11 protein-coding genes are annotated in these 13028 nt (G+C 32.9%); 10 read left to right on the forward strand and 1 reads right to left on the reverse strand.

Going from position 1 to position 13028, the window contains the following annotated elements:
* Positions 1 to 723: polyprenyl synthetase family protein (locus AB8B90_RS03990; RefSeq protein ID WP_405333875.1), on the reverse strand; the 723-nt coding region annotated here is incomplete at its 3' end.
* Between the two features lie 124 nt (positions 724 to 847).
* On the opposite strand from AB8B90_RS03990, the gene AB8B90_RS03995 reads away from it, so the two are divergent.
* From AB8B90_RS03995 to AB8B90_RS04040, 10 genes are all read left to right on the forward strand, one after another.
* On the forward strand, positions 848 to 1453 hold the full coding sequence (locus AB8B90_RS03995) for a TetR/AcrR family transcriptional regulator (protein ID WP_405333877.1): 606 nt from the start codon (positions 848 to 850) through the stop codon (positions 1451 to 1453).
* A gap of 3 nt (positions 1454 to 1456) precedes the next feature.
* Positions 1457 to 2779 (forward strand): TolC family protein, encoded by a 1323-nt coding sequence (locus AB8B90_RS04000; protein WP_405333879.1) that lies wholly within the window; start codon positions 1457 to 1459, stop codon positions 2777 to 2779.
* A 10-nt stretch (positions 2780 to 2789) separates the two neighbouring features.
* Complete coding sequence (locus AB8B90_RS04005) at positions 2790 to 3977, forward strand: efflux RND transporter periplasmic adaptor subunit (protein ID WP_405333882.1); 1188 nt, start codon at positions 2790 to 2792, stop codon at positions 3975 to 3977.
* Positions 3978 to 3989: 12 nt separating this feature from the next.
* Positions 3990 to 7517, forward strand: coding sequence for an efflux RND transporter permease subunit (locus tag AB8B90_RS04010; RefSeq protein WP_405333884.1), 3528 nt, complete (start codon positions 3990 to 3992; stop codon positions 7515 to 7517).
* Positions 7518 to 7670: 153 nt separating this feature from the next.
* On the forward strand, positions 7671 to 9425 hold the full coding sequence (gene aspS / locus AB8B90_RS04015; RefSeq protein WP_405333886.1) for an aspartate--tRNA ligase: 1755 nt from the start codon (positions 7671 to 7673) through the stop codon (positions 9423 to 9425).
* A gap of 44 nt (positions 9426 to 9469) precedes the next feature.
* Positions 9470 to 10021: a hypothetical protein gene (locus tag AB8B90_RS04020; protein WP_405333888.1), complete on the forward strand. Its 552-nt coding sequence runs from the start codon at positions 9470 to 9472 to the stop codon at positions 10019 to 10021.
* The gene (locus AB8B90_RS04025; RefSeq protein ID WP_405333890.1) at positions 9993 to 10799 is read left to right on the forward strand and encodes a tetratricopeptide repeat protein; all 807 of its coding nucleotides are present in this window, start codon (positions 9993 to 9995) and stop codon (positions 10797 to 10799) included. The genes AB8B90_RS04020 and AB8B90_RS04025 overlap by 29 nt, the downstream gene beginning before the upstream one ends.
* Complete coding sequence (locus AB8B90_RS04030) at positions 10799 to 12577, forward strand: chloride channel protein (protein ID WP_405333891.1); 1779 nt, start codon at positions 10799 to 10801, stop codon at positions 12575 to 12577. The genes AB8B90_RS04025 and AB8B90_RS04030 overlap by 1 nt, the downstream gene beginning before the upstream one ends.
* Before the next feature lie 19 nt (positions 12578 to 12596).
* Positions 12597 to 12824 (forward strand): hypothetical protein, encoded by a 228-nt coding sequence (locus tag AB8B90_RS04035; protein ID WP_405333893.1) that lies wholly within the window; start codon positions 12597 to 12599, stop codon positions 12822 to 12824.
* Positions 12825 to 12927: 103 nt separating this feature from the next.
* Positions 12928 to 13028: cold shock domain-containing protein (locus AB8B90_RS04040; RefSeq protein ID WP_405333895.1), on the forward strand; the 101-nt coding region annotated here is incomplete at its 3' end.

Genomic DNA, 13028 nt, shown 5'->3' on the forward strand with positions numbered 1-13028 from the left:
AGCTTTGAGGTATAAATAAGTTTTTTTGTTTTCAATAATATCACCTCCAACTTGTTTTCCAAAGGTTTTTGGATCACCAAAAGCATCTAGATAGTCATCTTGAAGTTGAAAAGCAATTCCTAAATTTCTACCAAATTCATAAATAGAATTTTGACAATCTTCTGAGGCATTGGAAACAATAGCTCCCATTTTCATAGCAGCTCCAACTAAAACAGCAGTTTTATATTCTATCATTTTTAAATATTCAGCAATAGTGACATCATCTCGTGTTTCAAAGTCTACATCATATTGTTGACCTTCACAAACCTCTAGTGCAGTTTTACTAAATAACTTAGCTAAATCTTGAAAAGTTTTAGCTTCATAGTTTTCAAATAGTTGATAGGCTAAAATAAGCATAGCATCACCTGAGAGGATTCCTGTATTTATATCCCATTTTTCATGAACAGTAGCTTTGCCACGACGTAAAGGCGCATCATCCATAATATCATCATGAACTAAAGAAAAGTTATGAAAGACCTCAATACTTAACGCTGCATTAAGTGCTTTTTTGTATTCTGAACCAAAGATTTCAGCTGTCATGAGCGTTAAAATCGGTCGTAAACGCTTCCCTCCGAGTTGAATAATATAATTAATCGGCTCATAAAGTGTCGTAGGTTCTTTAGGTTTTATGAACGTTTCTAAATGGTTTAAAAACGCATCATGATAGGATTGAATGTTTTGCATTGTACAAAAATAATGTAAATGGCTAAATCTACAATCACACTTTAACTATATGTTAAAAAAAGATTAAAACTATGGAAACTATTTTTGTTTTTAAAGTTTCCTGTTGTAGATTTGCAATCAAATTATGAGAGAAAAAATTTTACATAAATCAACGGAGTTGTTTTTAACCCTAGGGTTCAAAAGCGTTACAATGGACGATATAGCAAGTGAAATGGGTATTTCTAAAAAAACTATTTATGTTCACTTTCCTAATAAAACTAAGCTTGTTGAAGCAGTCACATTCAATCTTTTTGATACTATTTGTGATGGAATTGACTCCATTTGCGAGAATGCTCCTAATCCAATTGAAGAACTGTATTCAATAAAAATGTTTGTGATGCATCATCTAAAAAACGAAAAATCATCACCACAATATCAACTAAAAAAGTATTACCCAAAAATTCATGGTGAATTGAAATTTAAGCAGTTTGAAAAAATGCATCAGTCAGTACAAGAGAGTCTTAAACAAGGTGTAGACACCAGCCTTTTCAGAGAAACAATTGATATTGATTTTATTTCGAGAATGTATTTTACTGGAATGACAGGTATTAAAGATAATATGTTTTTTCCTTCTGAACAATTTCAAATGGAGTACCTCATGGAAAGCTATCTCGAATACCACTTACGTGCTATTGTTACAGAAAAAGGAATGACCATACTAAACAATTTTATAAATAAGAATCAATCATAAATTATGAGACAATCACTCATGTTATTTATAAGTATTATCACTATCTCTTTAGGTTTCTCACAAGAGAATCCTAGCAGTTTTACGCTGCAAGAAGCAATAGATTATGCTTTAGAAAATAGCAGACAAGCTAAAAATGCAACTCGAGATATTGATGCTGCTGTAAAACAAAAGTGGGAAACCATAGCAACAGGCTTACCTCAAATTAATGGACAAATAAGTTATGTTAACAATTTAGAACGTCAATTTCCAGGAATTGATTTCAACAATGATGGGATAGAAGATATTGGTGCAAAACAGAATATGACACCTTCCGTCACATTAAATCAACTTATTTTCGATGGTTCCTATATTGTAGGATTACAATCGGCGAAAGTGTTTTTAGAAATTTCAGAAAACGCCAAAATCAAAACTGACTTAGAGGTTCGTAAATCTGTTATTAATGCCTATGGAAATGTGCTTCTCGCCGAAGAGAGTATTAAAGTTCTGGAACGAAACATAAGCGTATTAGAGAAAAATCTTGATGAAATTACTAAGATATATGAGAACGGTTTAGAAGAAGAAGAAAGTGTAGAACAACTTCAAATCACTTTGTCTGGTGTAAAAAGTAATTTAAATAATACAACACGCTTAAAGGATTTAGCATATCAAATGTTGAACATTACTTTAGGATTAGATATCAATAATAATACGTTATTATCTGATTCTCTAGAAACGCTTGCAATTAGTAATTTAGATTTAAATATTCTTGATGCAAGTAGTGATGTTCAGAATACTATAGATTACAAAATTGCTAGTAATGACAAGGTGTCTAAAGAATTATTAGTAAAACTTGAACAAAGTAGAATTCTGCCGACAATAAGTGGGTTTCTTACAGGATCTTATGTAGGGAATAATGATAAGTTTCGATTTTTTAGTAGTAATCAAGCTTGGGCTGGAACAGCAGCAATGGGATTCAATATTGATATACCAATTTTTGGATCTGGTTTAAAGAGTGCTCGTACACAAAGAGCAAAAATTAACTTAGAAAAATCTGAAGATGATTTAACTGAAACAGAACAGCGATTAAAGTTACAGATTGCATCAGCTAAAAGCGATTTTGAATTTTCTATTGAAGATTATGAGAATAAACAAGAAAACTTAGCATTAGCCGAGCGTATAGAAACTAAAAATCAAACTAAATTTTTTGAAGGTATTGGTTCTAGTTTTGAACTCAGACAAGCACAAACACAATTGTATGCTGCTCAGCAAGAATTACTTCAAGCAATGTTGGATGTTATAAATTCTAAAGCCGAATTAGAAACTGTCCTAAATACACCAATCAACTAAAAACACTTAAATGAAACAAATCATAATTATATCATTAATAGCACTTTTTGTAGTGTCATGCGGAACTGATAAAAGCGCAAACATCGAAGATATTATAGCTTCAAACGATTTAGAGCAAATCAGAAAAAAGAAAACTGAACTTGATGCTCAACAACAGGAATTAGAAAATCAGTTGAAACAATTGAGTCTCAAAATTAAAGAATTAGACCCTCAAGAAAAAATTCCTTTAATAACAACATTTCAAGCTCAAGAAAGTGAATTTGTTCATTTTGTAGAGCTTCAAGGAAATGTAGATACCAAGAAAAACTTAGTCATATACCCTGAGTATTCTGGTATTATGACCAACGTTTTTGTTAAACAAGGTCAACAGGTAACTAAAGGGCAAACCTTAGCAAAGATTGATGATGGAGGATTAAGTCAACAAGTAGCTCAACTACAAATTCAAGCTGATTTAGCAAAAACAACATTCGAGCGTCAGAAGCGCCTTTGGGACCAAAATATTGGTAGCGAAATACAATTTTTACAAGCTAAATCAACTTACGAAGCACAACAAAAAGCGGTTAACCAATTACAGCAACAAGTATCTAGAACTATAGTTAAAGCACCTTTTTCAGGTACGATTGATGATGTCATTACAGAACAAGGGAGTGTTGTTGCTCCAGGGCAAACAGCGTTATTTCGTATTGTTAATTTAGACGACATGTATATCGAAACTGATGTGCCAGAAAGTTACATTACAAGTGTAACTGAAGGTAAAACAGTTCAGGTGGATTTCCCTGTTTTAGGCGCTACAATGGACGCTAAAATTCGTCAAGCTGGTAGTTTTATAAATCCAGCAAACCGAACTTTTAAGGTTGAAGTTGCCATACCGAATACAAGTAATAATATTAAGCCAAACTTAACGGCTAAATTAAAAATTAACGATTACACGAACGATAAAGCAATTTTAATACCACTTAGTATCATTTCTGAAAATGCAAATGGCGAACAGTATGTGTATACGATTTCGGATAAGAAAGATAGTCTTGCTACTGCTAAGCGAACTATAATTACTACAGGAAAAACACAAGGTGACGATATTGAAGTGCTTTCGGGTCTAACGAATACTGATGAAATTATTCAAGAAGGAGCTCGAAGTGTAAAAGACGGGCAAGACGTTAAAATTCTTAAGATAGAATCTAATCAATCTGCTAACTAAATTCAGAAAAAAATGAATCAGAAAAAGAAAAAAGTAGATAAAGAATTTATCCTATCATCTTGGGCCATTAATAACAAGACAACAATGTATGTGCTTATTGCCTTGATTTTAATTTTGGGTACAGGTGCTTATTTTAGTATGCCTCGAGAGAATTTCCCTGAAATAAAGGAAACAAAAATCTACATTAGTTCTATTTATCCTGGTAATACAGCTGAGGATGTTGAAAAACTGATCACAGATCCAATTGAAGATCAACTTAAAACAATAAGTAATGTTGTTGAAATTACATCAACTTCACAAGAGGATTACTCCATTATAATTGCTGAATTTGATGAAAACATTTCCGTTGAAGCTGCTAAACAAAAAGTAAAAGATGAAGTAGATTCTGAAACCGCAAGTGAAGATTGGCCAACGTTTAATGGCGCTAAAGTTGAACCAAATGTGTTTGATTTGAGTATGTCTGAGGAAATTCCAATTTTAAATATTAATATTTCTGGAGATTATCCTATTGATAAACTTAAGGAATATGGTGAGTTTCTTGAGGATGAAATTGAAGGGCTTATGGAAATCAAGCAAGTCGATATTAGAGGTGCTCAAGAAAAAGAAGTTGAGGTGGCTGTAGATATTTATAAAATGATGGCTGCTCAAGTGAGTTTTAATGATATTATCAATACAATAAATAATGAAAATATGACGATGTCTGCTGGGAATTTAATTTCAAGCGGACAACGACGTACCATACGTATATTAGGTGAAATTGAAAATCCTAAAGATTTAGAAAATTTTGTAGTAAAGAGTGAACGTGGAAATTCAATTTATCTCAAAGATATCGCTGATGTGACATTTAAAGATGAAGATAAAACGACCTATGCTAGAGAGTTTGGTGCACCTGTTGTAATGCTAGATGTTAAAAAGCGAGCAGGAGAAAATATGGTTGCTGCAGCTGAAAAAATTCGCACCATTGTTGATGATGCCATTATGAATAATTTTCCACTTGATTTAAAAGTCACTGTCGCAAATGATCAATCTGAAAAAACGATAGGTCAAGTTGACGATTTAGTCAATAATATCATCTTCGGAATTATTTTAGTAGTTACTGTTTTAATGTTTTTTCTAGGTTTTAAAAATGCACTTTTTGTTGGGTTTGCTATTCCAATGTCAATGTTCATGTCGTTAATGATTTTAAACCTTATGGGTTATACCATGAATACGATGATTCTTTTCGGATTAATAATGGGTCTTGGAATGCTCGTTGATAACGGAATTGTTGTGGTTGAAAATGTATATCGACTTATGGAAAAAGAAGGCATGAGTCGAATTGAAGCAGCAAAAAAGGGAATAGGTGAAATTGCATTTCCAATTATTATTTCCACATTAACAACTGTTGCAGCCTTTGTTCCTCTTGGTTTATGGCCTGGAGTTATGGGACAATTTATGCAATATTTCCCGATTACCTTATCTGTTGTTTTAGGATCATCGTTATTTGTTGCTATTTTCTTCAATTCTGTATTAGTCTCAAGATATATGACTATTGAAGACAAAGAAATGCCTTTAAAAGAAATCATTAAAATTACATCTATAGTAGCTATTATAGGCATATTGATTTTTGTTTTTGGTGGAGAATATAGAGGATTAGGGACTTTAATGATAGTCACTTCAATTTTACTTTGGGTGTATCGATTATTCCTAAGAAAGTGGGCTAATAATTTTCAAACTAAAACCTTACCTAAATGGGAAAACTTCTATGAAAAAATACTTAGAGGGGCTTTGACAAGAAAACGTCCTGTTTTTATAACTATTGCAACAGTGGTATTACTGTTTGTCGCTTTTGGAGGTTTTGGAGCATCCATTGGAAGTCAAAGAACAAAAGTGGAATTTTTCCCAGATAATACTCCTAATCAAATCATTGTATATATCGAATATCCAGAAGGTACAGATATCAAAAAAACCAATGCTATTACTAAAGATATAGAACAGCGTGTGTATAAAATCATTAATGATGACGCTTATAAAAATGGAGCTTATAATTTCTTAACTGAAAGCGCAGTCTCTCAAGTTGGTGAAGGTGCCGGAAACCCTCAAACTGATGGAGGCTCTGCAGCAGAAATGCCACATCGTGCAAAGATTACAGCTACCATGCGAGAGTACAAATATCGTGAAGGTGCAGACAGTAATGACCTCCTTAAAAAGGTACAAGATGACTTAGATGGTGTTTATCCAGGAGTAGCTATCTCAGTAGAAAAAGATGCGGTTGGTCCTCCTGCTGGTTATCCAATTAATATTGAATTAGAAGGTAAGGATTACGAAGAGTTAATTGCTACGGCAGAATCAATGCGTGATTTTATAAATACTAAAAACATTAGAGGTATTGAAGAATTGAAAATAGATGTTAATCGTTCTAAGCCTTCAATGCAAGTAAATGTAGATCGTAAGAAAGCAGGTGAATTGGGTGTGTCTTCAGGACAAGTTGGTCAGCAATTACGTAATGCTATTTTTGGAGCGAAAGCTGGAATTTATAAAGAAGGTGGAGACGACTATGATATTTATGTGCGTTTTAATGAAGATAACCGTTATAATAAAAGTGCCATTTTTAATCAGAAAATTACGTTTAGAGATATGGCTTCCGGACAGATCAAGGAGATTCCAGTTTCAGCAGTTGCGAGCCAAAGTAACTCCTCTGGATTTAGTGCAATTAAGCATAAAGATGTTGAGCGTGTTGTAACGGTGTATTCTGCATTAGCCGCTGGATATACAGATGCTGGCGCAATTGTGTCTCAAATTCAAAGTGAGATGAAATCATTCAATGATCTTCCAAAAGATGTTAAAATAGATTTTACAGGTCAGATTGAAGAACAAAATAAGCAAATGGCATTTTTAATGTCTGCATTTTTTATAGGACTTGGACTCATATTTTTCTTATTAATATTTCAATTTAATTCTATCTCTAAACCAGGTATTATCATGTTGGCTATTTTCTTGAGTTTGATTGGTGTTTTTGGTGGGTTGATTATTACTGGTAGTGCTTTTGTTATTATGATGACCATGATGGGAATTATCTCATTGGCAGGTATTGTAGTAAATAATGGTGTTGTATTGTTAGACTACACGCAATTACTAGTTGATAGAAAAAAACTTGACCAAAACTTAGAAGACGATCAATATTTAAAAAAAGAAGATCTACTTGAAGCAATTGTTAAAGGAGGAAAAGCCCGTTTGCGTCCGGTATTATTAACAGCAATTACAACAATATTAGGTTTGATTCCTCTAGCAACAGGATTAAATATTAATTTCTTTACGTTGTTTAGTGATTTTGATGCTAATATCTATGTAGGTGGTGATAACGTTATTTTTTGGGGACCTCTAGCTTGGACAGTAATTTACGGATTGTTCATCGCAACATTCTTAACACTAATTGTAGTGCCAATATTATTTTTCTTAGTAACAAGATTTAAAATGTGGCTTAAGGGTACAAATTCATCTTCTGAAGTAATAGTTAATGAAACGTTTAATATGGACAAAAGAATAGAAACTCAAATTTAAGAGCATACTTTGGTTTTTTTGCCAAAGTTCAATAAGCCTTTTAGGGAATTAGAAAGGTTTGATTAATAGCAGAAAAAGCCATAATGTAATGTTATGGCTTTTTCATTTTTATAGTCCATTAACTTCATTAAATTTGCAGCTCAATAATATACTATGTACAGAAGTCATAATTGTGGTGAGTTAAGAGCATCACACATCAATACAGAAGTAACGCTTTCAGGTTGGGTTCAAAAATCTCGTGATAAAGGATTTATCGTTTGGCTAGATTTACGTGATCGATATGGAATCACACAATTGGTTTTTGATGAAGAACGCACATCAAAAGAGATGATGCAACAAGCCCAAAATTTAGGACGTGAGTTTGTAATTCAAGTGAAAGGGAATGTCATTGAACGTGCTTCAAAAAATCCAAATATACCAACAGGTGATATTGAAATCTTGGTATCTGAACTTACCATTTTAAATAAAGCACAACTGCCACCTTTTACTATTGAAGATGAAACAGATGGTGGTGAAGAATTACGTATGAAATATCGTTATTTAGATATTCGTCGTAATCCTGTAAAGGATAGTTTGATTTTTAGACATAAAGTAACACAAGAAGTTAGAAATTATTTGTCTAAAGAAGGTTTCATTGAAGTTGAAACACCATATTTAATTAAATCTACACCAGAAGGTGCTCGTGATTTTGTTGTGCCATCTCGTATGAATGAAGGTCAATTTTATGCGCTTCCTCAGTCACCACAAACGTTTAAGCAATTGCTTATGGTTGGTGGAATGGATAAGTATTTTCAAATTGTAAAGTGTTTTAGAGATGAAGATTTACGTGCCGATAGACAACCTGAGTTTACTCAGATTGACTGTGAAATGGCATTCATTGAGCAAGAAGATATTTTAAATGCATTCGAAGGCTTAACACGTCACTTATTAAAAGAAGTGAATGACGTTGAAGTAGATAAATTCCCAAGAATGCTCTATGATGATGCGATGCGTTTGTATGGAAATGACAAACCAGATATTCGCTTTGGAATGGAATTCGGAGAGTTAAACAGTGTTGCTAAGCATAAAGACTTTAACGTGTTTAATTCCGCAGAATTAGTAGTTGGTATTGCTGTGCCTGGAGGAAATTCACATACTAGAAAAGAGATAGATAAGCTTATTGATTGGGTAAAGCGTCCACAAGTTGGTGCTTTAGGAATGGTGTATTGCAGGTGTAATGATGATGGAAGCTACAAATCTTCTGTAGATAAATTTTACGACCAAGTCGATTTAGCTAAATGGGCGGAAGTTACTGGAGCTAAACCAGGTGATTTAATTTGTGTGTTGTCAGGTGATACTACCAAAGTTAGAGCACAATTAAGTGCTTTACGTATGGAGTTAGCAGAACGTTTAGGTTTACGTAACCCAAACGAATTTGCGCCACTTTGGGTTATGGATTTTCCACTATTAGAATGGGATGAAGACACAGAACGTTATCATGCAATGCATCATCCATTTACATCTCCTAAACCAGGACAAATTGAACTATTAAAAACTGATCCAGGAGCTGTAAAAGCAAATGCCTATGATTTAGTCCTTAATGGAAATGAAATTGGTGGTGGTTCTATTCGTATTCATGATAAAGAAACACAAGCTTTAATGTTTGATTATTTAGGATTTACGCCTGAAGAAGCTAAAGCTCAATTTGGATTCTTAATGGATGCTTTTCAGTATGGAGCTCCTCCTCATGGAGGTTTGGCTTTCGGATTGGATCGCTTAGTAGCTATTCTTGGCGGACAAGAAACTATTCGTGATTTTATTGCCTTTCCAAAAAATAATAATGGACGAGACGTCATGATTGATGCACCTGCACCAATTGATGATGAACAACTAACCGAGTTAAGTTTAAAACTTAACTTAAAATCATAAATCAAAATCCTGCATAACGCAGGATTTTTTAGTAGATTTAATACGTGAGAACAAAAAAGGTTTTAAAAATTATTGGCATCGTTCTTGGCATCATGGTAATAGCGATAGGGTGTTTTGTAGGATTTGGTTATTATATGTTTAACACCAGCCTAATGCCAAAGCATGAGCCTTTTGAACACTCGTCACATTATATTGATCCTGAAACAGCGTTGTTAAACAAAGGTTTTAATGTTTGTAATGAAGACTATATTGCTCAATATTATAATACTCCTGAATTGCCTTATCCTAATGGCAAAAATGGATTTAGAAATTATATCAATTTGTCTTATATAAATAATAATTATTCAGATTCTGGATATTTGAATATAAGATTTATAGTTAATTGTGAAGGAGAAGTAGGTCGATTTGTCATTCATGAAAACAATTTAAATTTAGAGCCTATAACATTTAATGAAGACCTAAAGAATCAATTATTTAAATTGACTTCAGAAGCGAAAGGTTGGAAACCCGCTTTTTTGTGGGAAGAGAATAGAGATTCATATATGTACGTATCATACCGAATAGAACATGGAGAGATTACTGAAATTATTCCTTAGTATGGTTTGTATGGTCTTTATTATGTCTTGTGATAGTGATAGAGAACGAGCAGAAACTGTATATAAAAGAGCGATTCATTATCCGCAAGGTTCAATGATGAGTATCAATGGGATAAAACGTGCTACAGAGATTGATTCTACTTATGATGAAGCAGTAAGAGAACTGTCTGTAGCTTACCTCAAAAGAGGGCTTCCTCATAAATGGAAACCACAAATAAATAAAGCTGTTAATTGTGCTCCTTCTATATGGCAAGGCTATAGAGGCTATAATTATTTATGGTTTTATAGAGATTATAAAAAAGCTATTGCTGATTTTGATGCCACAGATACCTTAACACCAAATTTTATTGATGCACCTCAAGGACATAGTGTAGACTATTGGAGAGGAATTTGCTATTTAGGCTTGAAAGATTATGAAAATTCGATAGCTTATTTTGATAAGTATATCAATACTGAAATTGAAGAATCTGGCGAAGATTGGGTTGAAGTTACTGCGTTTTTATACAGAGGGATTGCTTATTTTGAAACAGGACAATACGAAGAAGCGCTTTTGAATTTTAATAAACAACTTCAATATTCAAGAGATTTAAGTGCAGATGCTAAATATTATAAATCTCAAATATTCAAAATTCAAAATAAAACTGAAGAAGCGAAAACACAAATCGAAGAAGCGATTAATGATTACCGAATCGGTTACTATAATAATAGACCTTATGTTGAGACTTTGAGACAAATTTATCCAGAAGATTTACAAGCGTTAAAAGAAGAATTAAATTAATGTACATTCAAAACATCATAAAACGTTTATTGCTTTTGAGATATAAGTACATATCACAGAAGAATTTTGTGTTTCTGTTGGCAATGTTGATTGGCTTATTGTCAGGATTGGTGTCTGTAACTATCAAGAATATTACCTATGGAATCGAGTGGGTACTTGACCAATTAGCTATTGTATCTAAAAATGGAATTTATTTTGTGTTACCTGTTATCGGACTTTGGCTTGTGTATTTGTTTGTGAAATATGTGTCTAAAAAGAAAGTAGAGCATGCGATACCTAGTATTTTATTCTCACTTTCTAAAAAGAACGGTTTGCTTAAGCGAAGCAAAATTTATTTACCATTAATTACTGCACCTATAACAGCTGGTTTTGGAGGCTCTGTTGGATTACTTGGGCCAGCTATTGCATCAGCTTCTGCAGTGAGTTCAAATTTAAGTCAGCTGTTTCATGTTGATAGAAAAACAAGAACCTTATTAATCGGTTGTGCAGCAGCTGGAGCTATAGCCTCTATTTTTCAGTCGCCAATTGCCGCTATTATTTTTGCAATTGAAGTGTTCAGTCTAGACTTAACATTTGCATCGCTATTACCATTATTAATAGCATCTGTGTCTTCAGTGTTAACTTCTTATTTTTTTGTCGGAAATAGTGTGCTTCTGAATTTCAATGTGTCAACGCCTTTTGCATTGAGAGACACTTTGTTTTTTATCATATTAGGTGTTGGTACTGGAATCGCATCGATATATTTTTCCAAGATATATTTTTCGGTTTACAAGTTTTTTGAACGCTTTAAAACTAACGGTCAGAAACTTATTGTTGGTGGTTTAGCTATTGGTGTGATGTTGTATTTTATTCCTCCATTATATGGTGAAGGATTTGGTTTTATAAACGATTTATTAGATGGAAATCATTTACACGCTTTGGGAGAAACACCATTTGATAATCACTTAGATAATATTTGGATTGTTATTGGTTTACTCGTCGGAATTACAATATTTAAAGCTGTAGCTATGTCAACAACTTTTGCAGCAGGTGGAGCAGGAGGAATCATTATTCCTACAATGGTTATGGGTAGTGCTCTAGGAAATGTTGTAGCCAAAGTTATCAATAATATTGGCTTAGGTTTTCAAGTTTCAGAATCAAATTTTACCCTTATTGGTATGGCAGGATTGATTGCTGGAGTTTTGCATGCGCCTCTTACAGCTATTTTCTTAATTGCTGAAATCACAGGAGGTTATCAATTATTTGTGCCTTTAATGATAACCGTTTCTATGTCATTTATTATTACCAAAAATGCTATTGATTATACAATTTACACAAAAGAACTCGCTGAAAAAGGTGCGCTTTTAACTCATAATAAAGACCAATCAGTTTTAACTTTAATGCGATTAGATAGTGTTATAGAGCAAGACTTTACTGTTCTATATCCTGAAATGAATCTAGGTGATATGCTGCATCAAGGTGTTGCGAAGTCAAGTCGAAATTTATTTCCTGTTGTGAATGAACACCAACAAATGGTTGGAATTATATTACTAGACAATATTAGAGATGTGATGTTTGATCAAACACTTTACAAATCAACTACAGTTGAAACCTTTATGCATAATCCACCAGAACATATTCATTATGAAACAGATTCGATGAAAGTTGTCATGAAAAAATTTCAAGATACTGGAGCATGGAATCTACCAGTAATTAAAGCGGGAAAGTATTATGGTTTTATATCAAAATCTAAACTTCTAACAGCTTACAGACGTGAATTGATTAATTTTACGACGTAGAAATAAAGAAATATACCTTATGAAATATATTATCCTAATTGCTTTTTTAGCTTCCCTTGGGAGTATTATTTGTGGATTTTTATTGGATGTCGATTATGCTCAAAAACTCATTGGTTTTGGTGTTTTAGGCCTTTTTTTAATAGTTATTCCTTTATTTTCTTATTATCGCTGGAAAGATAGAGATGTCAAGGATTATATGCTAAGCAAAGAGAACCTAGATAAGATGCGAGAAAATCAGAAAAACTAAACCCATTGATAGTCAATTAATTAAAAAATTACAATTAATTAACACATGTCAAGATTTATTGATGTACATTTGCAACTTAAATTAATTATATATTTTTATTACAATGACTGGAACAGTTAAATTTTTCAATGATTCAAAAGGATTTGGATTCATTACCAACGACGAAACAGGAAAAGACATTTTCGTACACGTATCAAACCTTAA

The sequence above is a fragment of the Psychroserpens sp. genome (assembly GCF_045105015.1).
Taxonomy (GTDB): domain Bacteria; phylum Bacteroidota; class Bacteroidia; order Flavobacteriales; family Flavobacteriaceae; genus Psychroserpens.